Annotated in this window: 19 protein-coding genes and 1 pseudogene; 13 read left to right on the top strand and 7 right to left on the bottom strand. The window is 70.2% G+C overall.

The window, feature by feature from the left end:
* Positions 1 to 321: 321 nt before the first annotated feature.
* From OV079_RS27140 to OV079_RS27110, 7 genes are all read left to right on the top strand, one after another.
* Positions 322 to 729, top strand: a complete 408-nt coding sequence (locus tag OV079_RS27140; protein ID WP_267771832.1) for a hypothetical protein — start codon at positions 322 to 324, stop codon at positions 727 to 729.
* Between the two features lie 372 nt (positions 730 to 1,101).
* Positions 1,102 to 3,186, top strand: coding sequence for a Kelch repeat-containing protein (locus OV079_RS27135; RefSeq protein ID WP_267771831.1), 2,085 nt, complete (start codon positions 1,102 to 1,104; stop codon positions 3,184 to 3,186).
* A gap of 33 nt (positions 3,187 to 3,219) precedes the next feature.
* On the top strand, positions 3,220 to 3,600 hold the full coding sequence (locus tag OV079_RS27130) for a hypothetical protein (protein WP_267771830.1): 381 nt from the start codon (positions 3,220 to 3,222) through the stop codon (positions 3,598 to 3,600).
* A complete protein-coding gene (locus tag OV079_RS27125; protein WP_267771829.1) occupies positions 3,561 to 4,055 on the top strand; it encodes a hypothetical protein in 495 nt (164 codons plus the stop codon). The genes OV079_RS27130 and OV079_RS27125 overlap by 40 nt, the downstream gene beginning before the upstream one ends.
* A gap of 47 nt (positions 4,056 to 4,102) precedes the next feature.
* The gene (locus OV079_RS27120) at positions 4,103 to 6,313 is read left to right on the top strand and encodes a hypothetical protein (RefSeq protein ID WP_267771828.1); all 2,211 of its coding nucleotides are present in this window, start codon (positions 4,103 to 4,105) and stop codon (positions 6,311 to 6,313) included.
* 629 nt (positions 6,314 to 6,942) lie between these two features.
* Positions 6,943 to 7,182 carry a hypothetical protein gene (locus OV079_RS27115; RefSeq protein WP_267771827.1) on the top strand — a complete coding sequence of 80 codons (240 nt, stop codon included), beginning with the start codon at positions 6,943 to 6,945 and terminating at the stop codon, positions 7,180 to 7,182.
* Positions 7,179 to 7,520, top strand: coding sequence for a hypothetical protein (locus OV079_RS27110; protein WP_267771826.1), 342 nt, complete (start codon positions 7,179 to 7,181; stop codon positions 7,518 to 7,520). Before OV079_RS27115 ends, OV079_RS27110 begins: the two co-directional genes overlap by 4 nt.
* Before the next feature lie 77 nt (positions 7,521 to 7,597).
* Here OV079_RS27110 and OV079_RS27105 read toward each other — a convergent pair whose 3' ends face one another.
* Positions 7,598 to 7,789 (bottom strand): hypothetical protein, encoded by a 192-nt coding sequence (locus OV079_RS27105; RefSeq protein WP_267771825.1) that lies wholly within the window; start codon positions 7,787 to 7,789, stop codon positions 7,598 to 7,600.
* A gap of 267 nt (positions 7,790 to 8,056) precedes the next feature.
* On the opposite strand from OV079_RS27105, the gene OV079_RS27100 reads away from it, so the two are divergent.
* The gene (locus OV079_RS27100) at positions 8,057 to 9,922 is read left to right on the top strand and encodes an IgGFc-binding protein (protein ID WP_267771824.1); all 1,866 of its coding nucleotides are present in this window, start codon (positions 8,057 to 8,059) and stop codon (positions 9,920 to 9,922) included.
* A gap of 85 nt (positions 9,923 to 10,007) precedes the next feature.
* Here OV079_RS27100 and OV079_RS27095 read toward each other — a convergent pair whose 3' ends face one another.
* The 6 genes from OV079_RS27095 to tssD all read right to left on the bottom strand — a co-directional run bounded on the left by OV079_RS27095 (position 10,008) and on the right by tssD (position 17,818).
* Positions 10,008 to 10,934: a PP2C family protein-serine/threonine phosphatase gene (locus tag OV079_RS27095; RefSeq protein WP_267771823.1), complete on the bottom strand. Its 927-nt coding sequence runs from the start codon at positions 10,932 to 10,934 to the stop codon at positions 10,008 to 10,010.
* A gap of 174 nt (positions 10,935 to 11,108) precedes the next feature.
* Positions 11,109 to 12,620, bottom strand: a complete 1,512-nt coding sequence (locus OV079_RS27090; protein ID WP_267771822.1) for a hypothetical protein — start codon at positions 12,618 to 12,620, stop codon at positions 11,109 to 11,111.
* Between the two features lie 238 nt (positions 12,621 to 12,858).
* On the bottom strand, positions 12,859 to 13,632 hold the full coding sequence (locus OV079_RS27085; protein ID WP_267771821.1) for an SIMPL domain-containing protein: 774 nt from the start codon (positions 13,630 to 13,632) through the stop codon (positions 12,859 to 12,861).
* 109 nt (positions 13,633 to 13,741) lie between these two features.
* Positions 13,742 to 14,494 (bottom strand): tail fiber domain-containing protein, encoded by a 753-nt coding sequence (locus OV079_RS27080; RefSeq protein WP_267771820.1) that lies wholly within the window; start codon positions 14,492 to 14,494, stop codon positions 13,742 to 13,744.
* Between the two features lie 70 nt (positions 14,495 to 14,564).
* A complete protein-coding gene (gene tssH, locus OV079_RS27075) occupies positions 14,565 to 16,976 on the bottom strand; it encodes a type VI secretion system ATPase TssH (RefSeq protein WP_276602813.1) in 2,412 nt (803 codons plus the stop codon).
* 344 nt (positions 16,977 to 17,320) lie between these two features.
* On the bottom strand, positions 17,321 to 17,818 hold the full coding sequence (gene tssD / locus OV079_RS27070) for a type VI secretion system tube protein TssD (RefSeq protein ID WP_267771819.1): 498 nt from the start codon (positions 17,816 to 17,818) through the stop codon (positions 17,321 to 17,323).
* A 360-nt stretch (positions 17,819 to 18,178) separates the two neighbouring features.
* Between tssD and tssB the strand changes: the two genes are divergently transcribed.
* The 5 genes and pseudogenes from tssB (at position 18,179) to OV079_RS27045 (ending at position 24,504) form a co-directional block, all read left to right on the top strand.
* Positions 18,179 to 18,688: a type VI secretion system contractile sheath small subunit gene (gene tssB / locus OV079_RS27065; RefSeq protein ID WP_267771818.1), complete on the top strand. Its 510-nt coding sequence runs from the start codon at positions 18,179 to 18,181 to the stop codon at positions 18,686 to 18,688.
* Between the two features lie 35 nt (positions 18,689 to 18,723).
* A complete protein-coding gene (gene tssC, locus OV079_RS27060) occupies positions 18,724 to 20,214 on the top strand; it encodes a type VI secretion system contractile sheath large subunit (RefSeq protein WP_267771817.1) in 1,491 nt (496 codons plus the stop codon).
* A gap of 344 nt (positions 20,215 to 20,558) precedes the next feature.
* Positions 20,559 to 21,917 (top strand): serine/threonine protein kinase, encoded by a 1,359-nt coding sequence (locus OV079_RS27055; RefSeq protein ID WP_267771816.1) that lies wholly within the window; start codon positions 20,559 to 20,561, stop codon positions 21,915 to 21,917.
* 10 nt (positions 21,918 to 21,927) lie between these two features.
* Positions 21,928 to 23,646 carry a penicillin-insensitive murein endopeptidase gene (locus tag OV079_RS27050; RefSeq protein WP_267771815.1) on the top strand — a complete coding sequence of 573 codons (1,719 nt, stop codon included), beginning with the start codon at positions 21,928 to 21,930 and terminating at the stop codon, positions 23,644 to 23,646.
* A gap of 118 nt (positions 23,647 to 23,764) precedes the next feature.
* Positions 23,765 to 24,504 (top strand): annotated as a pseudogene (locus tag OV079_RS27045) (SDR family oxidoreductase).
* The last annotated feature ends 31 nt before the right edge of the window (positions 24,505 to 24,535 follow it).

The raw sequence follows: 24,535 nt of genomic DNA, 5'->3' as shown, positions 1-24,535 counted from the left end.
CGACGCGACGGAGCCCCACCGCGACAGCCTGTCCTGAGGGACATGTTTTCACCCTTCGCGCTCGCAGTCCGCCAGCGAGCGCGACGGTCGCGCTCGCCTGTCCCGAAGGACATTGTATCGAGCATCGCGCGCGTCGCCCGCGGGCGAGCGCGATGGCGTCGGGTCGACGGCCGGGCGCGACGCGACGGCGGCAGAGTCGACGGCCCCGACAACCGTATCAGCAAGACCAGAGCGCCCGTCGACCTTCTGCGGCGCGACAGCGTCGATCGCCGACGCGGCGGCCCTGGGTCGGCCCGGGCTTTCGCGCTACCCTCGCCCGTCATGATGCCCCGCCGCGCCCGCGCGATCCTCTGGCTCGACGGCTCGGCCGCCTGCGCCGCCGGCGTCGTGGTGCTCGCGCTGCACGACGCGCTCGCGCGGCTCCATGCCTTCCCGCCCGCGCTCGTCCTCCTCATCGGCGCCGTGAACCTCGCCTATTCCTGCTACTCCGGCACGCTCGCCGTCCGCGCGTCCCGCGGGCGCACGCCCACCCGCCGCGCGATCGACATCCTCGTCGTCGCCAACCTCGCGTGGGTCGCCGCCTGCGCCGCGATCGTCGCCCTCACCGCGGACACTGCGAGCATCTTCGGCCTCGCGCACGTGGGGCTCGAGGGGCTGTTCGTCGGTATGCTCGCAGTGCTCGAATATCGCCGGGTGCGGCCATTCGCGCGCTCGCCCGAGCCCGCGTGACTCGTGGGAGTTCACGGACGAGCGTCGCGGTCCGCTCGGCCGCCGCGCCGTGGACGACGTCGAGGCAGCCGGGTGGATCCTCGCAGGTCGAGCAGGTGGATCGGAGCACCCTCGATCGTGCCCGAGTCGCGGTCGACGCAATCGTCGGCGTACACGTGCGAATGCGGCCGCGGCCGCGGCCGCGCGGAGACACGCCGTCAGCGTTCGACCACAGGAATCGCCCCGGTACCTCGCTCGTGGCCGCGGGGAGACACAGCGCATTGTCGCCCCGTGTCGACCGCAACCCCCGATTGCGCAGAGGGCGATGAATGCTCATTCTCGGCGTTTCGCCGGCTTGACTGGCCTGCGGCGGCTCCTCTAGCGTGCCCCGCCATGCAGCCTCGCTTTCGTTGCCATCGACCACTGCCGAGCGCCGCCTCGTCCTGCCCGTCCTGCCGCCAGGACGGTCGAGCCCTCGGCGGTGAGGACATTGCGGGCACCACGAATGGACATGTCCCGAAGACCAGCCGGGACACGCGCGACCACTCCGGCTCGCGGCGCTCCTTCCTCGTCGCGACCTGCCTGCTCGCCGGCGCGTGCGGCGGCAACGACGGCGACATCACCGCGAGCACCTCCGGCGACACCCACGCCTCCACCGAGACGGGGGCGGGGACCGAGCCCATCGACACCACCCCGACCACCGGCACCTCGACCGGCGACGAGCCGGCGCCGACCAGCACCACCGGGGACGAGCCGGTCCCCACCGACAAGCTCGTCCTCGACTGCAAGGAGAGCCCGGCTTCGCCGGCGCCGCTCGACATCCCGGCGAACACCCTGACGAAGCTCGACGCCGACACCACCGGCGTGCGCGGCGGCTCGCTCCTGTTCGTGCGCGACGGCCAGGTGGTCCTCGCCTCGCCGGGCGCCGAACCCGGCTCCGAGCCGATGGACACCCCCCGCAGCCCCGTCATGACCTTCGACCTCGCCACCCGCGCCTGGGCGACGACGCCGACCATGTTCACGCCGTCGATCGCCGGCGCGCTGCAGCCGGCGTTCGCGCCCGACGCCGCCTACCTGTTCACGAAGAAGTACGGGACGGTGACCACGCTCGAGAAGGTCGATCTGGCGACGCTCACGAGCGCCGCGATCGGCGACGAGGCGTGGAAGGCCGAGCAGACGCCGACGTGGACCGAGTACCGCGATTACGGCGATCCGTTCGCCTCGATCGCCGACACCAACCTCGTGTGGGACCCCGAGCACGCGCAGATGTTGATGCTCGGCGGCCAGGCGCCGGGCGCCCCCGACGGGAGCTTCGGCGACTGGACCTTCGATCCGCAGGCCAGCGTGTGGCAGGCCGCGCCGGGCGGCGCAGAGGTGGCTCGCACCCTCTTCGGCGATCTCACGGCGACCGCGAACGAGCTCCGGCTGGTCGTCGCGCGCGCGCGGGCGGCGTGGCACCGCGGCCTGTCGTCCAGCGATCTGGCCATGCGGATCGAGACCGAGGTGGTCCCGGCCTGGGAGGCGCTCGCGGGCGAGCTCGCGGAGCTGCAGTCGCGCGTGGCCGGGCTCGACGGCGAGTCGGGGCTCGACGACGAGACCCTCGCGATGGGCAAGGCCAGGATCGACGACGCAGTCGCGGCCTATGCGGCCGGCTCGACGCTCCTCGCCGACGCGCTCACCGGCGAGACGCTCACCGCGCTCGATCGCGTGGCGGTCAGCGTGCGCGAGGCCGCGTGGGCCGTCGCACCCGAGCCGCCGCCGCGCTCGGGCGCCGCGGTCGCGGTGCTGCCGGACTGCAGCGGCCTCGTCCTGTTCGGCGGGACCCACGGCGACTTCGGCACCGCCGATACCTGGATCTACGACTTCGCCTCGCGGCGCTACCGGCAGCTGTGGCCGGAGCACTCGCCGAGTCCGCGGCACGGCGCGCGCTTCGTCGGCCTCACGGGCGGCCGCGCCTTGCTGCTCGGCGGCGACACCTTCCGCGGCAACGTCTCGCCGCAGCAGCCGGACCAGAAGCTGCCGACCGAGGCGTGGCTGTTCGACGCGACGACGATGAAGTGGTCCTTCGTCGGCGGCGTGGTCGCCGAGGAGGAGGCGACCCTGATGCGCCTCGTCGGCGCGACGCACGTCGGCGGCGACACCGTGCTCGCGGTCGCCAACGGCAACTCGGAGTACCCGAGCCTGCAGCGCTCGAGCACGTGGGCCCTGCGCGTCGACCCGGCCACTCTCGACGCGGCCGCCACTGCCATGAAAGGCGTCGCTCCTGGCACCTCGCGCTCGCGCGCCGACGCGGCGCCCGGCTGGTCGCCCGCGTGGTACGACGAGGCCCCGCGCGATCCGGACGGCACCTTCGGCGCGTGGCTCGACGACCTGCCCGCGAACGAGTGGACCGCCCTGCCGACCGCCCTGCGCCCCAACACCGCGCGCTCATGGGGCAGCACGATCTTCGACGCGGCGAATCATCAGCTGCTGCACTGAACCGGCGGCCACCAGTCCGACCCGACCAACACGGTGCAGCACGTCCACCTCGAGACCGGCCGCTACAGCATCGGCCACGTCGCCGAGGCGCTGGCGATCGGCAACACCTTCAACGGGCGCCCCGACTGCAACAATCACACGTACAACGCGGTCGCCCTCGACCCGGTGTCGAAGCTCCTGATCGCGCCGCACCGGGCCGGCACGCACGTGTACGACCCCGCGCTGGGCGACTGGATCGACTTCGTGCCGACCCAGCCGTTCGGCTACGACCTCTACAACGTCAAGCTGACGTCGAGCCCGGTCGGCGTGGTGGCGTGGACGGGCGGCCAGACGGCCGGCACCTTCTTCGGCCGCTTCGTCGTCGACCAGCGCGCGTGGAGGCCCTGCCGCTCACCGGCGACCTGCCCGCAGTGACCGGCGCCGACGAGAGCTCGCTCGTCCACGACTCGAAGCGCGACCAGCTGCTCATGTTCGCCGCGACCGGCTACGAGGACGCCGGCGGGCAGGTGTGGTCGTACGACTTCGCGTCGCAGGCCGTCAGCGCGCTCGAGCCGACGAACCGCGCCTACATCGACGACAGCCCGTCGTCGCAGGCGCTGCACCGCGTGCGCGAGGCCGTCTACGTCGAGGCCCTGGACCTCGTGCTGTTCGTGCAGATGTGGGTCGACGGCCAGCAGGTCGGCTACGACGTGGCCAACAACGTGTGGGTCAAGACCAACATCGCCAGGCACCCGAGCGAGCAGTTCGGCAGCGTCGACTGCGGCATCACCATCGACCCCGAGCGCGAGCGGCTCTACGCGCTCTGCAACTACGCCGAGAACTTCGCCCTGCGAGCGACCTTCGCCGACATCACCACCACGCCGCTGTGATCGGCGCGCTCACCCGACTGATTTTTACTTTCGAAAGAGAAGCGACCATGACGATCGATCGACGAACCTTTCTCGAGTCCACGCTCGCGCTGTTCGGAGGCCTGGGCCTCGGCGCGTGCGGCGGCGGCGCGGGGGGCTCCGATGCCACCGACAGCGACGGCACGACCGGCAGCGGCGGCGCCTCCGACTCCACCGGCAGCACCCCGACCGACGGGACGGAGGGGACCACCGATTCCACCGGCGACGCGCCGACGACGACGGACACCGGCGGCATTGACGTGACGCCCGAGGACATCGTCACTGTGACCCTGACCGCGGGCACCTCCGGGGCGCTGTTGCCGTGGACGATCGGCCACTTCTTCGCCGAGGGCGACGTCCCGACCGGGACCCGCCTCTCCGCGGACGTCGACGAGTTCCAGGCGGTGGTGCGCAACCGCTGGCCTGACGGCTCGGTGAAGTTCGCGGTGCTCTCGGGCCGCTGCGAATTCACCGCAGGGACGCCGCGGGTCGTGCAGATCGGGCGCGTCCCGGAGGGCCCCGATCCGGCACCCGCGATCACCGAGGCGGAGCTGGTCGCGGCCGCGCCGGACCTCACCGTCGATCTGGGCGCGCTCGGCTCCGTCTCGTTGGCGTCCGCGCTGGGGAGCCCGGTCCAGCAGCTCCTGTCCGGACCGGTCGCGTCGGAGTGGCGCTATCGCCTCGACGTCGACGAGCAGCTGATCGTGTGGCTGTTCCTCCGCCTCTACGCGGGCGGCGCGGTCGAGGCGCTGGTCAGCGTCGAGAACGGCTGGCTCGACTACGCCGGGGCCATCAACAAGCTCGCCCGCGTCGTCGTGACCTCGAAGGGCCAGACTCTGTTCGACTCGAAGAGCGAGCTCGACATCAAACACCACACGCGGATCGTCTGCACCACGGGGCACAGCGGCAAGTTGTGGCAGGACGCCGATCCGCAGATCGTCGTCGCCCACGACACCGCGTACCTGCAACAGAGCGGGGCGGTCCCTGCTTTCCTGGCGGAGTCGACCAGCCAGGAGCTCCTCGACGGCCTCGCGGACAAGTACGTGCCGTACGCGCAGCACGACCTGCCGGGCAACGCGCTGGGCGGCGGCGGCGACAGCCCGTCGATCGGCTGGCTGCCGAAGTGGGACGCTGCCTACGCCGTCTCGGCCGCGCCGCGGGCGCTGCAAGCGGTGCTGGTCAATTCGTTCGCCGCAGGCGCGTGGAGCGTGCACATCCGCGACGCCGAGACGAACGCCCCGCCGACCTTCGCCGCGCACCCCGACCTCAAGCTGCCGCAGTCGTCGGGCGACATGTACGGCGGGCGCGCCTACTATTCGGGCCAGTACGGGACCGACTGGGACATCTCGCACGGCTGGCTGCCCGGGTATGTCGCGTATCTGGTCACGGGCGATTGGTGGCACCTCGAGGAGCTGCAATTCTTCGTCAAGTGGGTCCACTTCAGCTCCGATGTCCAGTCGCGCATGGGCGCCGCGGGCCTCATGGTGCGCAGCCTCCAGCCGCGCGGGACGGCCTGGCAGATCCGCAATCGTGGCATGGCCGCCGCGATCACCCCCGACGACGATCCGGAGCGCGCCGGGTATGCCGGTGCCGTGGGCGCCTCGTTCGTGTGGATGCGCGGCTACCACACGAACGCGCTCGGCCTCGTCATCGAGCCGGACCAGATGTACTGGGGCGACATCGGCGGCGAGCGGACGTGGATGAGCGACTACGTGGTCGGCTCGGTCGCGTGGGTGCTCGACCTGAAGGTCATCGACGCCAGCCAACAGGCGGACGCCGACGCGTTCATGCAGTGGATGGGCGAGGGCCTGGTCCAGCGCATGTCGGACGGCACGAACCTCGAGGGCTGGCACTGGGCCTATCAGGCCTATTCGCCGGTCTGCAGCGAGCTCCTCTGGCCCGAGAACCAGCAGCAAGACGCCTTCGACGCGAACTGGGGCGTCACGTTCGAGCGCTTCGCCGGCCGCCCCAACGGCCCCGACCTGGACGACGGAAACATCCACGCCACCAATTGGGACAGCCTCGGCTTCGAGGGCATGCCGGTGAAGGAGGCGTTCGGCGGCGACTACTTCGAATATGCGATGTGCGCGCTCGCCCAGTGCGTCAATCGCCAGGTCGAGGGCGCAGAGGCTGCGTTCGCGCGGATCGCCGGGGCCAACAACTTCGCCCAGTGCCGCGCGGCGCTGGCCGGAGACCCCCGCTGGGGGATCGCGCCGCGCTCGTTCGTCAAGCAGGCGTAGCTGCTTGAAGCGTGGCCCGTTCCCCGCGCGCGAGCGGGGAGCGCGAGCCATGGCTCTGCTGCGGCTCCATGCTCGCGTGCGCTCCTCCATGAAAGAGCTCCGTCTGCCGCGCCACCCCTCACGACGAACTCGCGGCCATGCTCCGGCTCTCGTGACGGCCCCCCGTCGCCGGTACGCTCGTGCAGTTCGCCACGCTCGCGCCGCCGAGGCTGCGCGGCTCGCCGGCCTGAGGACGGCCGTCCGCGCCGTGCCGTCCCACTTCTGGACGTGATGGTGTTCGCCAACTGAACCCGGTGCCGAGCGGTCCGGCTCTCGAGCGCGACCCAGCGGTTCGTCGCTCGTTCGGTACGCCGGCGTTCGAGCCCGTGCAAATTCCTGTCGCCGGCCTGTAGGGTCCTTCGCGGCCGCGGCACTGTAAGGACCGGAGCATGCGACCTATCCGGCACACCCTCGCTCGCGGCATGCCAGGCTGACGTTCGACACCGCTGTCGGCGTTCCGTGTGCTGCCCCGACACAGGAGTTCGGGCACGAGGTCACCCCCGCCCGCGCGGGGCGACGATCGCTCGCGCTCCGATTCGCCTCACCCGACCTTTTCGCCGTTTCTGCTCCCGGAAAATGGAGATGACGCGATGCCCAAAAAGAGAAAGAAGTTCGAAGAAGAGGAGATCGTCGCCGACCTCCTCCCCGTCATGAACGTCATGTTCCTGATGATCCCGCTCCTGCTCGCGGCGATGGAGTACGCGTCCTTTGCCTCCATCAACGTCTCGCCGCCCCGTTTCTCGGCCGCCAGCGCCGAGAAGAAGCCCGACGACGCGCCCAAGGAGAAGCCGCTGAACCTCAAGGTGTTGGTGTTGGAAGACGGTTTTTGATCTCCGCGGATGGCCAGCAGGAGGGCGCCGAGGCCGGCAAGGCGACGAACTCCAAAGAGCCGACGATCCCGCTGGCCAAACCGGGCACACCGCTCGACGACTACGCCCGCTTCGACTACGTCGCGCTCGAGCAGCGGGCGAAGAGCTACAAGGAGATGTTCCCGCACGAGGTCACGGTGACGGTCTCCGCGGAGGCGAATATCCCGATGCAGAGCCTCCTCTTCACGATGGACGCGCTCGCCGGCCGCGAGTGCAAGCTCGCCAGGGCGCTCAAGGGCGAGGCGGTGCCCGCGAACTGTTACTTCTGGCAACCGGTCGTGGAGGCCGGGGCCGGCTGAGGAGGCCGGATTTCTGCCAGTTCGACGAGGAGCGAGCAGGCCGGCGCGGACTGGCGGGCTACCGATAATGGGTGCCGTCATTCCAGTGAGCAGCGCCCGAGCACCGCGGCCGCGAGCCCGTCGAACGACGCGCCCAGCTGTGGGACGGTCAGCTCGGCGGTGAAGCTCTTCGCGCTCGCGGGCTCGCACGGGGCTCGCACGGAGCTCGCCGTCATCGCTGCTCCGACGGCGCGCGGGGTGCAGGGATCGCCGCCGCGGCCGACGCTCATGACCCACGGACCGGAGGCGAATTCGCACGCTGCACGGGTCGGCCGAGGGCCCTTCGAACCGGTCGGTGCTCGCCGAGGGTCGCGGCCTCCACGAGTTGTGCCGTGGCGTCGCGGTGAGGCGCGTGCGCCGGGCAGCCGGGCGGGAGAGACCGGAGCCCCGAGGCGGGTTCGGGGCTCGCACGAGCGACGTGTGCTTCGCGGGGACAAGGGAGGTTGCGCACCTGCGGCCGACGCATGAAATGGTCGCCGGTCGCCGATCCTGTGCGCATGCACTCCTCGACGACGCGCGCCCTCATCCTCGCTCTCCTCGTCCCGGTCGCGTGCGGCGACGACGCTGCCGACCCGACCGTCTCCGCGACGCAGGTGTCGACGGTGACCAATCAGCCGACCCTCGACACGACGACTTCGACGGGCGCGACGACCGACGCGACGACCGACCATCCGACGTCGGGGATGACCGGGACGTCGGCGTCGAGCAGCGGGCCGACGACCACGACCACGGACTCGACGACCACGACCGCGAGCACGGGCCCGCTGACCGACAGCGACAGCGACACCGCGGTCACCACCGACACCACCGGCGTGAACTGTGTGTGCCAGCCCGGCGAGACAGGGGCCTGCGACCCCGGCGGCCTCTTGACCTGCAAGGACGACTGCAGCGGCTTCGAGCCGGTACCCTGTCCCAACGGACAGTCGTGCGTCGGCGACCAGTGCACCTCGAAGCTGTGCAACCCCGGCCAGGTCGTGTGCGAGGGCCTCGACGCCGAGAAGACCTGCAACGCCCAGGGCGACGGCTTCGAGCCGCCGGTCGCGTGCGGCGCGACGCAGGAGTGCTCGCTCGGCGGCTGCACCGAGCTGTGCGAGCTCATCAAGAGCGACCCGAGCAGCGTCGGCTGCGTGTTCCGCGGCAACAAGATGCAGAACTTCGCCGAGGAGCCGACGGCGATCGCGGTCGGCAACGTGTCGAAGACCAAGACCGCGACGGTGTCGATGTACTTCTACTCCGGCGGCGCCGAGCAGATGGTCGCCGGCCCGGTCCAGGTCCCGCCCGGCCAGAGCGCGAAGTTCGACCTGACGATGCCGCCGCAGCCGGGCACCGGCAGCACCCTCCGCGTCGACTCGACCTTCAAGGTCGTCAGCGACGTGCCGGTGGTCGCCTACCAGCACTCGCCGATCGAGGCCGAGGCGCACAACGACTCGTCGATGCTGCTGCCCGACCACGCGCAGCAGAAGAACTACATCATCGCCGCGTTCACCCCGAGCCTCGGCGCCGGCGAGCCGGCCTACTTCAACGTGATCGGCGTCGAGGACGGCACCGTGGTGACGTGGACGCCGCCGGTGTCGACGCTGGCCGGCGGCGGGGTTCCTGCGGTCGCTGCCAACCAGACCGGGATGATCACCGTCGGCGACTACGACCTGCTGCAGGTCAGCGGCGGCGCGGGCGACGTGTCCGGCACGATCGTGACGCTGTCGAAGCCGGGCTGGGTGGTCGGCGCGGTCCAGTGCGTCAACATCCCGGCCAACGTGACCTACTGCGACCACATCGAGGAGCAGATGATCCCGATCGAGTACTGGGGCCTGAAGTACGTCGGCGCCCACGCGCCCCAGCGCGGCAGCGAAGACTTCTGGTGGCGCGTGTACGCCAGCGAGGACAACACGACGATCACCACCGAGCCGCTGCAGCCCGGCTTCCCGGTCACGCTCAACAAGGGCAAGTTCCATCAATTCAGCACGCAGTCGAGCTTCATCTTCACCGGCGACAAGCCGTTCATGCCGGTGCAATACCTCGAGGGCCAGGACGGCGGCGCCGGCACCGGCGATCCGGCGTCGTATCAAATGGTGCCGGTGGAGCAGTTCCTCGACCGCTACGTGTTCGTCACCGGCATCGGCTATAACCCCAATTTCGTGCAGGTCGTCCGCGACGTCGGCGCGCCCGACGTGCTCGTCGACGGGGTGGTGGTGTCCGGCTATTACACGGTCGGCGACTACGAGGTGGCCGACTGGAAGATCGGCGAGGGCACCCACCTGGCCGAGAGCGCGGCGCCGTTCGGTATCTACCAGGTCGGCTACACCGCGGTGACGTCCTACGCGTACCCCGGCGGGCTCCGCCTCAAGGTCATCAATCCGCAGTGAAGGGCCCCGCCGCGGCTCGTTGGACGGCGGCCCGCCCGCCGTCGAGCGAGTCGCTCGCGCTCAGGGCCGAATCGATGCGCATCCGCTATCCCGGCCCGAGGATCTCCACGAAGAGCGCGGTGATGTTGTCCCGCCCGCCGCGCCGCCGGGCGTGTCGCACTGCGGCGCGAGCGGCGGCCCGGATGTCGAGCCGGAACAGGTGGCGCAGGACCGTCGCGCGGTCGAAATACTCGTGGAGGCCATCGGAGCACAGCAGCAGCCGGTCTCCGCGCGCGAGGGGCACGGCGTAGATGTCGACCTCCAATTCGTCGGTCAGGCCGAGCGCCCGGGTGATGGGCGATCTGCGGCCGCGCGCGTGCTCCGGGATCGAGAGCCCTTGCTTGACCCGCAGATTGAGCAGCGTATGGTCTTCGGTCACCTGCCGGACCTCGGCGCCGCGCGCGTGATACACCCGCGAGTCTCCGACCTGTCCCACCACTGCGATTTCGCCGGCGACCAGGACGACCGAGGCGGTGGTGCACATCCCTGCATAGCGAGGCTCGGTCCTCGCCATTGTGCGCAGCGTACGCGACGCGTTCTGCATCGCCGAGCGGACGACGTCGCCGATCTGCAGGGCAGCCTCGTGACCCTCGGTCACGCCTCGCCCGATCATCGAGGCGCCGAGCGCCCGGGTCTCACGATAGATCCACTCCCACAGCACCGACACGGCCTCGCCGGCAGCAAGACCGCCGAAGGGCCTGCCGCCGACGCCGTCAGCGACGATGAACAGGCCGAGCCGACCGTCCGCCAGGAAGGCATCCTCGTTGAGGGCGCGTCGCCTTCCCGGGTCGGTCATGCCGCAATGCGCCGTGTGCGCGGGGGACCAGGTCGAACCGACCCACGCCGAAGCCTGCGGCCACCTGAGCGCCGGCTGCGCAGAGCCGGACACCGGCCCCGGCAGCGCCGGATCGTCGCCCTGGGGCAGCCCCTCGCCCGTGGGGAAGAGCGCGAGCTTTCGGCGGCGACGACTCATGAGGCTCCGGCCCGCGCATCCTCGCACAGCGCGTAGACGCTCACAAGGCTCGGGGTGACGGGTGCGCGCAGAATTGCACCGCTCGTTTTCGCGCACCGCATCGCCCTCGACGGCGTTGGAGCCCGCCCAGCCGAGGCGTCGCCCGAGCCCGATGGGCTGCGCGCGCCCTTCGAATCAGTCGAAGCGAGTGTCGAGGGTCAAGGCCAGCCGCGTGACGACGCCGCTCGCGGCGCCTCCGAGGTCCTCGACGGCGAGGTGCCAGGTGCCGCCGGCGCTCTCGTCGGTCGGCACGCCGACCTCGAACAGCTGCAGATCGATCACCGGCCCCTCGGAGACGGTGACGGGCGTGCTGGTGCCGAACGGATTGACGAGGTGAACGGCGACGCTGTTGGCCGCGTCCTGGACGATCTGCAGGTCGAGGTACGCGCCGGTCGGGACGGTAGCGATGCCGGAGGCGAGGATCGGGAGCAGCAACGTACCGCCGGCGACGAGCTGCGAATCGCCGGCAGGACCGGGAAAGCTGCGGCGCATCCAGCCCGGCCGGCAAGTCCCGTCGCCGTCGCCCTCGAGCTGGTCGAGGCAGAGCAGGCCGCTGCTCGGCACACAATCGGCGTGCGCGCTGCAAGCGTCGCCTTCGCCCGGGATCGCTACCTCCGACACGCAGGTGCCCGGCGCGAGCACGACGCCGCCCTCGCCCTCGAGCACGTCGAAGCACGTGTGCTCGTCGCCGCACTCGAGCGCGTCCACGCAGGGCCGACCCTCGATCGTCTGCTCCACTCCGCAGCGAGTGAATACGTCGGCCTCGACGGCGCCGGCGATCGTGAAGGTGTGCCAGAAGAACATGCGGCCGTGGCGGACGCCGGCGTAGTGCGCCGAATACAGCACGAGCACGCGATCGGTGCCGACATCGAGGACCGTGAGCTGCTCGACCCCGCCCTCGTCGGTGGCGCTCAGCGCCTCCTCGACGGTCGCGCTGGCGACCCCGATCTCCGCGCTCGCTCGCAACAGTTGCTCCTGCTCGGTCGCATCGAGCTCGGCGGCGCTGGTCACGAACTGTCGATCCATCAGCACGACCGCCGGCGCGAACAACAGCTCGTCGTACGACCCCGGCAACAGGCACACGTCGGCGAACAGGATCGTCTGCGCGCGAGCGATGCACGCCGGCAGCACGGTCTCGACGAACTGCGGATACTCGAGGCCGCAGATCGGGTCGTCCGGGGCGCTCGCGCAGTGCGCGTCATAGTCGTCGGCGACCGGCTCGGCGTCGCTGCACATGAACAGCAGGTCGAGGAGGAAGTTGCCCGCGGCGAGCTCGGGGTCGCTCTGCAGATCGGCGACGCAGGCCAAAATCGCCTGGTCGATGGCCTCGGGGCACTGCAGCGGCACGTCGGGATCGCCGGTGGTGCTCGTGGTGTCGGGAGTGTCGGTGGTGCTCGTGGGGGTGCCGGTCGTGGTGGTGATCGCTGGACCGGTGGTCGGCTCGCTCGTCGTGAGGTCGCCCGTCGTGAGGTCGCCCGTGCTGGTCGAGGTGCTCTCGGCCGGTTCGCCGCTGGTGTCGCTCGACGTCCCCGGCGTGTCGCCGGCGCTCGTCGTCGCCCCGGTACCGCCGGGCTCCGTGGGCCCGCAAGCCGCAGCGACGAGCAGAGTGAGCGGGACGAGACGGGACAGCGCAGCGAAGGTCGGCATGGCGGCCCCTTCTTACGCGATGCCGGCTGGCTCCGCACCTGCCGAATGTCGGCGGGCTGCAGCGAGCTCGACCTTCGCAGCCGACCCGCCCGGCGGGCGGCAGCAGGATCAAACATCGGCGCCGCCGTGGTCGACAGGTGGCTCCGCCGGCTGCGACGTCACGCCCACGTGCGACAGGGCCGCAAGCGGTCTCGCCTCTGGCGGACCGCTTGCCCAAAACCCTCAACCCCGCGCAGCCCTACTTCAGCTCGAACGTAGCGTGGACGATCGTGATGATGTCCTTCTCGAGCGACGACGTGTCGTTGTTGCCATCCCACGCGCCCTGCGTGGAGTTTGCCGGGTTGACGTTGATGACACCCATGTCGGCCGTGCGGAGAGCGCCGATCTCGGCGCCGCCGGCCGACGCGACGATGTTCTCGGCGCGGGTTCGGGCGTCGCGCGAGGCTTCGGCGAGCTGCTCGATCTTGACGTCGCCGAGCTTCGTGTAGAAGTACTCCGGCGCGTCGGAGCTGACCGTCACGCCCTGCTCGAGCAGCTCGGTGATCTCGCGCGACATCTTCTCCACCAGGGCGACGTCGTTGGAGCGGACCTTGATCTCCTGCAGCCCGTCGTAGCCCTTCAGCACCTGCTTCTCGACGCGGTTCTCGCCGGTGCCGTGGTACTCGGTCTCGTACGACGGATCGACGCTCGCCGAGGACAGCCAGATCTGGTCCTTCGGCACGCCGCCCTTGATCAGGAACTCCTCGGCGCGCTTGGCGTTGTCGTGCAGCGCGCGGTAGGCCTCGGTGCGGCTCGTGGCGCTGGCCTCGACGGTCGCGGTCCACTCGATGAAGTCCGAGACGATGCGCTTCTTGGCCGAGCCGGTGACCTGGATCGTGCGGATCTGCGGGCGCACGCGGACTCGTTCCCAGGTGCTGCTGGCGATGTACGTGGCGAGGACAAGCGCGACGCCGACGCCGAGGAGGCCGAAGGGTCGCAGATCGAGGGAGACGGAGTGCTTGCTCGGTTCCATGCTGACGGGGCCCTACGTGCGAGGTTCCGCGAAGATTCCACGCCGCCGATCTTTGAGGACATGTCCGAAGGATCCATCGCCGTGAGCTCGAACACGTCCCCTGCGGACCTCATGGCTGCGCGGGCGAGAGGGCGGCGAGGCGGCGCTCCAGGCGATCGAGCCGCGCCCGCAGCTCGTCGTTCTCGGCCTCGGCGGCGACGAGGCGGCGGTGCAGGCCCTGGATCGCGGCCAGCGACACGCCTGCGGCGTCGAGCGGGAAGATCATGCGATCGGTGTTCCACAGCCCGAACGCTGCCTTGAAGTCCTGCGCCATCGGGCCGAGGTGGCGGACCTCGTCGCCGTCGTGCTTGTAGCGCCAGGTGGTGATGTCGAGCGCGACCACGCGGCGCAGGACCTCGCCGGCATCGACGGGGCGCAGGTCGGTCTTGGCGTTGCGGTCGCTTATCGGGCAGTTGTCGCTGCAGAACTCCTCCCCGCGCGGGACCGGCACGCCGGCGCAACAGGTGAGGCCGTCGCAACATTGCTGGCCGGCGTTGCACGGCTCGGTCTGCTTCGAGCACGCGCCGCCGGTGCTGCTCGCGTCACCGCTGGTCGGGCCTGTCGTCGCGGTCGACGTCGCGGTCGCGCTGGTCGAGTCGGTGGTGGCCGTGGTCGCCGTCGCGGTGGCGCTGGTCGAGTCGGTGGTGGCCGCGGAGGATGTCGCGGCGGCGGTGGTCGAGATGCTCGCGCCCTGCGTGCCGGTGTCGCTGCCGCCGGTCATGCCGGTCGTCGAGCTCGTCGATGCGGAGGTGTTCTTGTCGCCCGGAGCGCAGCAAGCGACCAGGAGGACGACACAGATCGGGACACGTTGTTTGAACGACATCCCCCGAGGATGGAGCATCCTCGGGGGTGGAGCTACCTCGTCGCCCGCGGACATGCGCGGGCGAACGTCGTCACGCGGGCAGCGGATCGAAGGTGATGTCCCAGGCCTCGCCTTCCTCCTTGCCGAGGCCGATCTGGACCTTGCTCGGCTGCTGGCCGGCGGCGAAGGTCTCGAGCAGCTTGCGGCTGAGCACAGGCATGAGCGAGCCGCGGAGGATGTGATCGACGTTGCGGGCGCCGGTCTCGGCCTCGTTGCAGCGGGCGGCCATGGCGTCGTAGACCTCGGGCAGCACCACGGCCTCGATCTTGTGGCTGTCCCACAGGCGCTTGCGCAGGCCCTTGAGCTTGAGCTCGGTGATCTCGCGCAGCACCGGCGGCGGCAGCGGCTGGAACGGCACGATCGACATGCGGGCCAGCAGCGCCGGCTTGAAGTGCTTCGACAGGGTCGGCCGGATCGCCTCGACCAACTCCTCGGGCGAGCGCGCGGTCAGGCCGTTGTCGGTCAGCTTCATGATCGCGTCCGAGGCCAGGTTGCTGGTGAGGATCACGATCGTGTTCTTGAAGTCGATGAGGCGGCCCTCGCCGTCCGACAGCATGCCCTTGTCGAACACCTGGTAGAACAGGTTCATGACGTCGAGGTCGGCCTTCTCGCACTCGTCGAGGAGGACCACCGAGTAGGGCCGCTGACGGACCGCCTCGGTCAGCACGCCGCCCTCGCCGTAGCCGACGTAGCCCGGCGGCGAGCCGATCAGGCGCGACACCGTGTGCTTCTCCTGGAACTCCGACATGTTGATCGTCGTCATGAAGCGCTCGCCGCCGTAGAGCAGGTCGGCGAGGGCGGTGGCGGTCTCGGTCTTGCCGACGCCGCTGGTGCCGACGAACAGCAGCACGCCGATCGGGGTGCTCGGGTTGCGGATGCCGGCGTGGGCGATCCGCAGCGTCTCCGACACCACCTTGACCGCGTTGGGCTGGCCCTTGACGCGCTCGGTGAGGGTGTCCTCGAGGCGCAGCAGGCTCTCCATCGCGTCGCGCTTCATGTTGCCGACGGGGATGCCGGTCCAGTTGGAGACGACGCGGGCGATCGCGTCGCTGTCGACCTCGGCGTGGATGAGGCGCTCCTCGCCGCCGGCGGCGATGAGGACGGCATCGGCGGCGCGCTTGGCCTCGCGGAGCTCGTCGGTGGCGGCGTCGCCGGCGGCGCGCAGGGCCTCGCGGGCCTTCTCGACGGCGACGAGGGCCTCCTTCTCCTCTTTCCAGCGCCGGTCGAGCGCGGCCCGCTCGTCCTCGCCGGCGCGCAGCTTATCGCGCAGCTCGGCGAGGCGGGCCAGGTCGACGAGGTTGCCCTCGCGGTCCTCTCGCTCGAGCGCGCCGATCTCCCGCTTCAGCGCGGCGATCTCCTGATCCTGGCGCAGGATCGACTCGGGCTGCGAGGCTTGCTCGATCTTCACCCGCGTCGACGCGGTGTCGAGCAGGTCGACCGCCTTGTCGGGCAGCTGGCGGCCGGAGATGTAGCGGTGGCTGAGCTTGGCGGCGGCGATCAGCGCCTCGTCGCGGATCGTCACGGTGTGGGTGCGCTCGTAGGTGTCACGCAGGCCGCGGAGCATGACGAGGGCCTGCTCTTCGGACGGCTCGTCGACCTTGACCAGCTGGAAGCGGCGGGCGAACGCTGCGTCCTTTTCGAAGTACTTCTTGTACTCGGACCAGGTGGTGGCGGCGATCGTGCGCAGCTCGCCGCGGGCGAGCGCGGGCTTGAGGATGTTGGTGGCGTCGTTGTCCTTGTTGCCGACGATGGTGTGGGCCTCGTCGATGAACAGGACGATCGGCTTGGGCGAGGACTTGACCTCCTCGATGACGGCCTTGAGGCGCTTCTCGAACTCGCCGCGCACGCCGGCGCCGGCCTGCATGAGGCCCATGTCGAGCTCGAGCAGCTCGACGTCCTGCAGCGCGGTCGGGACGTCGCCCTCGACGATCGCGCGGGCGAGGCCCTCGACGAGCGCGGTCTTGCCGACGCCGGGCTCGCCGACGATGATCGGGTTGTTCTTGCGCCGGCGGATCAAGATCTCCACCAGCTGGCGGATCTCCTGGTGGCGACCGAAGACCGGGTCGATCTTGCCCTCGCGGGCCTTCTGCGTGTACGACGAGGTGAAGCGGCGCAGCGCCTGCTCGCCGGCGGCCACCGGGGTCGCAGCGGCTGCTCCGCCGCCGCCGGTGCCGCCCGCGGGCGCAGAGGCGGCGCGCACGGCCTCCTTCGAGCCGGCGGTGATGCCCTCGAGGTCCTTGCGCAGCGTCTCGAGGTCGACCGCGGCCAGCTCGGCCAGCGTCTCGGCGCTGTAGCGGTGGCCGCGGGCGCACCACTGCTGGATCAGGTGGCCGGTGCGGATCTCGGTGGCGCCGTACTGCAGCGAGGCGACGACCCACGCGTCCTCGAGCCACTGGAAGAGCGTCTCGGCGAACACGGGGCGGCCGGCGTTGCCGGTGCGCATGGTCTCGAGGACACGTTGCACGCGCGCGCAGCCGCGTCGCGTCCTGATTGAAGTGCGAGAGGATCTTCGCCGCGTCGGTGTCTTCGCCGTTCAAAATGGCGGCGAGCAGGTGCTCCGGGACGATCTCGTAGTAGCGGGAGCTGGCGGCGTGGGACACCGCGGCCTCGAGCATCGAGGTGCAGGTCGGGTTGAGCCTTCGAACGATCGCTTTCGGGTCGACGCGCATGCGGGGCTCTCGCGGGGAAAGGTGGGGATGGAGGGGGAGCGCTATAGTAGAAAGCCAGGCCGGCCAGGCGCGGAGACGAACTCACGCGCCAGGCCGTTTTATGTGCAACGAACGTGGATTACGCGCCGTCGCTGTTCGACCACGAGTCGACGAACTCGGCGCCCGTGGGGACGAAGATCCATGTGATGGTGTGGTAGACGATGCTCACCGTCTCGAGCGGCGGGGCCTTGGCCTCGGCCGGGTCGAGGGCGTTGGGCGAGAGGCGCTCGATCGAGTCGACGCGGCCGTTCTCCAGCTTGACGGTGAAGAACTGCTCGGTCGTGCCGTCGCCGTTCGGATTGGGGCGGAAGAACTTGAACTCGGCGTCGATTCTCTCGTTGCGGCACAGGGCCTTGGCGATCAGCGGCGAGCTCTTGTCGATGCGCTTCACGATCCGGATCGGGGCGTGCACGCGGCGACCGACGGCGGCGCGGCTGCCGTGCTCACGCGCGGTGCGGACGCTGTCTTGGAATTCGACGCACTCGATGGAGTTCTCGCGACCGAGCGAGGTCTGCGAGCTCTCGCCCTGGATGTCTTGGCCATTCGCTTTCAGGTACAGATGGACGGTCTCAGCCATGCGGGACACCATATCAAAGGCCCCGGGGCCGGCTACGGCGACAACCCCGGTATTTTCGCGCCTGCGCGGCCTTCAACGCGACTTTGGCTCGCAGAATCGCGCAGGTTCGAAATCGCGCCGGTGTCACTTTCGCGCGAGCTCGAGTCGACGTCCGGAGGCCCCTTATCTGCGCCCTTATCTGCGTTACGTCGGCGTCAGTGTGCGGTGATTTCGCGCGCGCGATCGCGGCGCTCGTCGCACGCTCTGGACGTCGGACGGCCGGCCGTTCTATGGTCCATGCCGCAGAGGTGCCGCTGTCTGGCGCACCGCGGGGACAGACGGGGCGAAGGAAACAGTAGTGTCCGCGAGGATGGTGCCTTCATGAGCAAGGGTAAAGAGGGATCGGTCGCGCCGAAGGAGCGCGTGAACATCACGTACAAGCCGGCCACGGACGGGGCAGCGGAGGACGTCGAGCTCCCGCTCAAGATCCTCATGCTGGGCGACTTCACCGGGCGGCAGGACGACAGGCCGGTCGAGGAGCGCGTGCCCATCAACGTCGACAAGGACAACTTCGACAAGGTGATGTCGGCGCAGAAGCTCCAGACCGAGATCAGCGTGAGCAACAAGCTGACCGACGGCGACCAGGGCGACCTCTCGCTGAACCTCAAGTTCGACACGCTGAAGGACTTCCGCCCCGAGGGGATCGTCGAGCAGGTGCCGGAGCTGAAGGAGCTGATGGAGCTGCGCAACGCGCTCACGGCCCTCAAGGGCCCGCTGGTCGGCGGCAACGTGCCGGAGTTCAAGAAGAAGCTGGTCGAGGCGCTGCGCGACCCGGACAAGCGCGCGCGGCTGATCAAGGAGCTGGGGATCGAGGACAAGCCGGGGTCGTGAGGCGCCCGCGCCGGAATCAGAAGGAGTTTTAGGACATGACGGACACGAATTCCCAGACAGCGTCGCAGCGGCAGACCGAGGTTCAGGACTCGCTACTCGACTCGCTGCTCTCCGAGACCAAGCTCGGCCCGACCGACGGCGAGGCCTACGAGCTGGTCCGCCGCGGCACCCGCAAGCTGATGGACGATCTCCTGCGCTCGACCGAGGTCGCGCCGAAGATCGACAAGGGGCTCATCGACGAGATGATCGCCGACATCGACCGCCGCCTCACCGCGCAGGTCAACCAGATCCTCCACCACCCGCAGGTCCGCCAGCTCGAGTCGTCCTGGCGCGGCCTCAAGTACCTGGTCGACCAGATCGACTTCCGCGAGAACGTCCGCCTCGAGATCGTCAACGCGACCAAGGAAGACCTCCGGGTCGACTTCGAGGACGCCCCCGACATCACCAAGTCGGGCCTCTACAACACGATCTACCGCAACAACTTCGGCGTGTTCGGCGGCAAGCCCTACGGGGTGATCTGCTCGACGTACGACTTCGGCACGGGCACCGAAGACATCCAGCTGCTCAAGCAGTTCGCGGCCGTCGGCGCCATGGCGCACGCGCCGTTCCTCGGCAACGCCTCGCCGAAGATGTTCGGCGTGCAGTCGTTCACCGACCTGCCCAAGCTCAAGGACCTGCAGGCGCTGTTCGAGGGCCCGCAGTACGCCAAGTGGAACAGCCTGCGCGAGACCGAGGACGCCCGCTACCTCGGCATGTGCGCGCCGCGCTTCATGCTGCGCGCGCCGTACGGCAAGCGCGAGAGCGAGCTGTCGGTCAAGCAGTTCGACTTCACCGAGGACGTGATCGACCAGCACGACGCGTACCTGTGGGGCCCGGCGTCGCTGGCGATGGCCGCCAAGATCGCCGACAGCTTCGCCAAGTACCGCTGGTGCCCGAACATCATCGGTCCCCAGGGCGGCGGCGCGGTCTACAACCTGCCGCTCCACCAGTACGAGCAGGGCGGCGAGCTGAAGAGCAAGATCCCGACCGAGACCTCGCTCGACGACCGCCGCGAGTACGAGCTCGCCGAGCAGGGCTTCATCGGCCTGGTGTTCCGCAAGGACTCCGACAACGCGGCGTTCTTCTCCGCCAACTCGATCCAGCGGCCCAAAGTGTTCGCCAAGACCGCCGAGGGGCTGGCCGCGCAGACCAACTACATGCTCGGGACGCGCCTCCCGTACATGTTCGTGATCACGCGCCTCGCCCACTACATGAAGGTCCTGCAGCGCGAGCAGATCGGCACGTGGAAGAGCCGCGCGGACCTCGATCGCGAGCTCAACAACTGGATCCGCCAGTACGTGTCGGACATGCCCGATCCGCCGGCCGCCACGCGCTCGCGCAAGCCGCTGCGCAAGGCCAAGGTGATCGTCGAGGAGGTCGAGGGGCAGGTCGGCTGGTTCCGCTGCAACCTGGCCATCGAGCCGCACCTCAAGTTCGAGGGCGCCGAGTTCACCCTGTCGCTCGTCGGCAAGCTGGACAAGTCCTAGCCAGGTGACAGTCACTTCGTCACATCGGGTCGGCACCGTCGTCGGCGGTCGCTACCAGCTGCGCGAGTCCCTCGGAGGCGGGGGAGTCGGGCAGGTGTTCCGCGCCTGGGACACCCAGGGTCAACGGGCCGTCGCGCTCAAGATCCTGGAACCCGGGCGCGCCGGCGACGACGCGCTCGACCGCTACGCCAAGTTGGTCGCGACAGCCGGTCGCGCCGGCCACTCCGGGCTCGTGCTGCCGCGCGGGCTCGGGTTGGCCTCGCGCAACCCGCCGATCGTGGTGATGGACTCTCTGACCGGCGACGACGTCGGCAAGCTGCGCGCGCCTCGGCCGGATGCCGTGGATGCGTGCGCTCGAGCTGTGCGGGCAGACGGCGGAGATCCTCCACGCGGTCTATTCGAGCACGCGGACGGCACACCGCGACATCAAGCCGAGCAACATCTTCGTCACGGACCGCGGCGAGGTCCGGATCCTCGACTACGCGACCGCCGAGCTGGAGATCGTCTCGAACGACAGCACGCGCGTCGACTCGGCGCTCGGCACCGTCGACTACCGCGCGCCCGAGCAGCTCGAGGGTCGGCCGACCGACGAGCGCACCGACGTGTTCGCGCTCGGAGTCGTGCTGTTCGAGCTGGTCAGCGGCCAGCTGCCGTTCCAGGGCCAGTCGTACTACGAGATCGCCCGCAAGATCATGGGCGAGCCGCCGCCGAAGTTCGCCGACGTGGCGCCCGACGCCGGCGTGCCGGTCGGCGTCGAGGGCCTCATCCGCCGCGCGCTCGGCAAGCAGCCCGAAGAGCGCTTCGCCGATCTCAAGGCGATGGCCGACGCGATCGCCCACGTGCGCCGCTTCCCGGGGATGACTCCCGGGGCGCCGGTGACCGCCGCGGGCACGATGATCGAGGTCCGCGGCCAGACGCCGCGGCCGTCGGGCACCGTCACCGAAGAAGAGGACGACGAGGACGACACGACCACGACGTTGATGTCGACCAAGCGTCCCGGCCGCAGCGGCGCCAACCTGCTGATGCAGCAGTCGCAGGTGCCGCAGCGGGCGACGCTGCCGCAGACGGACCGCACCGTGGTCGCGCCGAGCATGTCCCCGAGGACAGGCATCACCGGCCCCAACAACAACCTCTCGACGCTGCGGCCGGTGAGCGCGACGGTGGTCGACCCGCAGGCGCCGGGGCGCACGATCGTGGCGCCGACCACCGGGGCCGGGCGCACCGTCGTGGCGCCGACCACCGGAGCGGGCGGCGACGAGGCGCCGGTCGATCGCACGGTGGTGTTCCGCACCGACAGCCACCCGGCCGTCGGCGCCGGCGGCACCGTGGTGCTCGGGCAGGCCAAGCCGCCGCCGCCGAGCGAGTCGACGATGATCCTGCCCGACCCGTCGGGGCCGCGGGGCGAGTCGACGATGATCCTGCCCGACTCCAGCGGCATGCCGGCGCGGCAGGACACGACGATGATCCTGCCCGACCCGAACATCCCGCAGGGCGAGACGACCATGGCGCTGCCCGACGCGGCGTCGGCGGTGTCGTCGCGGGCGCGTCCGGCCGAGGCGACGATGGCCCTCGACGGCGCGACCGCGGCCGCCGTCGCCAAGAAGCCGGCCGAGTGGTCGCTGCAGAAGACGCTGATCATCGTCAACGTCGCCTGCGGCCTGCTGATCCTGGTCGGCCTGCTCGTGATGCTGCTGGCCAGCTGAGGAGGACTCCGTGGCCGACGGACCTGTCTTCAAGGTCATATCACCGGACGGCGACGAGCGCCGGGTCGCCTTCAAGGGCCCGGAGATGCAGCTCGGCAGCAGCGTCGACTCCAACCTCGTCCTCGGCGGCCACGGCGTGTCCGGCAAGCACTGCCGGATCTCCGCCAGGGCCGACAAGCTCATCGTCACCGACCGCGGCTCGCGCAACGGCACGTACATCAACTCGAAGCGCTGCGTCGAGCCGACCGAGTTCGGCCCCGGCGACCGCCTCAGCGTCGGCGCCTACGTGATCGAGATCGCCGACGACGACCGCGACCGGAAGATCGAGCAGAAGCTGAAGTTCGAGCCGGTCGCGCTGGCCCGCGGCGAGGACGAGCAGCGGGCGGCCGAGCAGCGCCGGCTGGCCCGCTACGCCCGCGAGTGGGTCGACCACGGGCGGGCGCGGCGGCTGCTGCTGCACGGCCGCGACCTGGCGCTGGCCGAGGGCTGGATGGCCGTGCCGGCGCAGCGGACCGAGGTCGAGGCGGAGCCGCTGCTGCGCGAGTTCGTCGGCGCGAGCATGCGGGCGCACATGATCCGCCGGGCGCTGCAGTTCACGACCGCGGGCGTGCTGCTCGGGGCGCTGGCGATCTTCCTGTTCCGCCGGCCCGAGGCGGCGCAGCCCGAGCCGCCGCCCGCGACCCCGACCGAGACCGACGATCAGGTGGTCGAGAGGACAGGTCCTTCGGGACAGACGGCGCGCGAGGAGTGGATCGAGCACCAGGTCAGCCCGGGCGAGTCGTTCGAAGACATCGCCCGCTACTACGAGGTGTCGCCGGTGCTGCTGCAGCAGTGGAACGGCGGGGTGACGACGCTGGTGCCGGACATGAAGCTCAAGGTGCGGACGACGCGTCCGCCGCGGCCGCCGCTGGTCCAGGAGTACTACACGGTCGGCGAGGGCGAGGACTGGCTGGCGGTGGCCAACCTGTACAGCACGAGCGTCGATAAGCTGCGCCAGTTCAACCCGAAGGCGCCCGACCGGCTGAAGGGCGGCGAGGAGCTGACGCTGTGGATCGACGCCGGTCAGTTCGGGGCCAAGACGCCGAACCCCGACGACCTGCCGATCTTCATCGTCCCCGAGGGCGCGAGCTCGGTCGGCGGTGTGACCAGCGGGACGCTGGTCAACCCGGTCCAGCTGCTGCCGTCGCCGCTCGCCGATGTCCGCTGCGCCTCGCACGCCTACGCGACCAACCACACGCTGTCGCAGCTGCTGCGCGGGATCGCCGAGTACCGCGCCCAGGGCTTCAACAACCAGGTCATGATCGCCGACCTCAGCCTCAAGGACGGCGGCGGCTACGGACGTCACAAGTCGCATCAGTCGGGCCGCGACGCCGACATCTGGCTGCAGGTGAAGCGCAAGCGCTACCTCGACGGTTGCAAGAACTGCAGCACGACGAGCTGCCGCCCCGAGCCCGAGGAGGTCGACTGGCGCACGACGTGGCGGTTCATCCGCGCGCTGCACTCGACCGGGGCGATCCAGGAGATCTTCCTGTCGCACTGGCTGCAGGAAGAGCTGCACAAGGCGGCGGTCGCCGAGGGCGAGTCGCCGGCCGAGCTGAAGAAGCTGATCCAGTGGCCGCGGCCGAAGGGCACGCCCGCGCTGGTGATGCACTCGGACGGGCACATCCATCACATCCACGTCCGCTTCAAGTGCGACCCGAACGACAACGCGTGTAGCAACGCGAAGTGAGCCGGCGCCCCGCCCGCGCAGCTCGGCCGCCGGGCGAGCCGCCGGAGTGGAAGCGACGATTCGCGCGCGCGTGGGCCCGCGCCCCGGTGCACGCGCGCGCGGGTGTTACGAGTCGCGCATGAGCGAGAGCAACGAGCGGACGGCGATCGTGACCGGGGCGTCGCGGGGGATCGGCGCGGTGGTGGCGGCGCGCCTGGCGGCCGACGGCTTCGCGGTGGTGGTCAACTACTCGCGCGACTCGACGCCGGCGGAGGCGCTGGCCCGCGAGCTCGAAGGGGCGGGCCGCCGCGCGCTGCCGCTGAAGGCCGACGTCGCCGACCCGGAGGCGGTGCGCTACCTGTTCGACGCGGCCGAGGCGACCTTCGGCGGGGTCGACGTGCTGGTCAACAACGCCGGGGTGATGACGATGACGAGCATCGCCGAGACCGACGACGCGACCTTCGAACGCCAGGTCGCGGTCAACCTGCGCGGCACCTTCAACACCCTGCGCGAGGCCAGCCGTCGCCTGCGCGCCGGCGGGCGCATCATCAACTTCTCGTCGAGCACCGTGGGCCTGCGTCAGCCGCTCTACGGCGTCTACGTCGCCACCAAGGCGGCCGTCGAGGCGCTCACCAGCGTGCTCGCCAAGGAGCTCCGCGACCGCTCGATCACGGTCAACGCGGTCGCCCCCGGGCCGACCGCCACCGACCTGTTTTTAAAGACAAGCCGCAGGCGATGATCGATCGCATGGTCGCCGCGACGCCGCTCGGGCGCCTCGGTCAGCCCGAGGACATCGCGGCGGTGGTGGCGTTCCTCGCCGGCCCCGACGGCGGGTGGGTCAACGGCCAGACGCTGCGCGCCAACGGCGGGCTGGTGTGACGAATGATGGCACCTGCGGGTGCCGTCATTC

This window comes from Nannocystis pusilla (genome assembly GCF_026626665.1).
GTDB classification, from domain to species: Bacteria; Myxococcota_A; Polyangia; order Nannocystales; family Nannocystaceae; genus Nannocystis; species Nannocystis pusilla.
This window is presented reverse-complemented; position numbering and strand designations above follow the sequence as displayed.

What these genes read in the sequence shown, in the direction of transcription:
- OV079_RS27080 (WP_267771820.1), bottom strand. Translation starts at nt 14,494, where the DNA reads ATGTCGTTCAAACAACGTGTCCCGATCTGTGTCGTCCTCCTGGTCGCT.
- tssD (WP_267771819.1), bottom strand. Translation starts at nt 17,818, where the DNA reads ATGGCTGAGACCGTCCATCTGTACCTGAAAGCGAATGGCCAAGACATC.
- OV079_RS27090 (WP_267771822.1), bottom strand. Translation starts at nt 12,620, where the DNA reads ATGCCGACCTTCGCTGCGCTGTCCCGTCTCGTCCCGCTCACTCTGCTC.
- OV079_RS27105 (WP_267771825.1), bottom strand. Translation starts at nt 7,789, where the DNA reads ATGAGCGTCGGCCGCGGCGGCGATCCCTGCACCCCGCGCGCCGTCGGA.
- tssC (WP_267771817.1), top strand. Translation starts at nt 18,724, where the DNA reads ATGACGGACACGAATTCCCAGACAGCGTCGCAGCGGCAGACCGAGGTT.
- OV079_RS27120 (WP_267771828.1), top strand. Translation starts at nt 4,103, where the DNA reads ATGACGATCGATCGACGAACCTTTCTCGAGTCCACGCTCGCGCTGTTC.
- OV079_RS27055 (WP_267771816.1), top strand. Translation starts at nt 20,559, where the DNA reads ATGCGTGCGCTCGAGCTGTGCGGGCAGACGGCGGAGATCCTCCACGCG.
- OV079_RS27115 (WP_267771827.1), top strand. Translation starts at nt 6,943, where the DNA reads ATGCCCAAAAAGAGAAAGAAGTTCGAAGAAGAGGAGATCGTCGCCGAC.
- OV079_RS27140 (WP_267771832.1), top strand. Translation starts at nt 322, where the DNA reads ATGATGCCCCGCCGCGCCCGCGCGATCCTCTGGCTCGACGGCTCGGCC.
- OV079_RS27085 (WP_267771821.1), bottom strand. Translation starts at nt 13,632, where the DNA reads ATGGAACCGAGCAAGCACTCCGTCTCCCTCGATCTGCGACCCTTCGGC.
- OV079_RS27100 (WP_267771824.1), top strand. Translation starts at nt 8,057, where the DNA reads ATGCACTCCTCGACGACGCGCGCCCTCATCCTCGCTCTCCTCGTCCCG.
- OV079_RS27095 (WP_267771823.1), bottom strand. Translation starts at nt 10,934, where the DNA reads ATGAGTCGTCGCCGCCGAAAGCTCGCGCTCTTCCCCACGGGCGAGGGG.
- tssH (WP_276602813.1), bottom strand. Translation starts at nt 16,976, where the DNA reads ATGCGCACCGGCAACGCCGGCCGCCCCGTGTTCGCCGAGACGCTCTTC.
- tssB (WP_267771818.1), top strand. Translation starts at nt 18,179, where the DNA reads ATGAGCAAGGGTAAAGAGGGATCGGTCGCGCCGAAGGAGCGCGTGAAC.
- OV079_RS27135 (WP_267771831.1), top strand. Translation starts at nt 1,102, where the DNA reads ATGCAGCCTCGCTTTCGTTGCCATCGACCACTGCCGAGCGCCGCCTCG.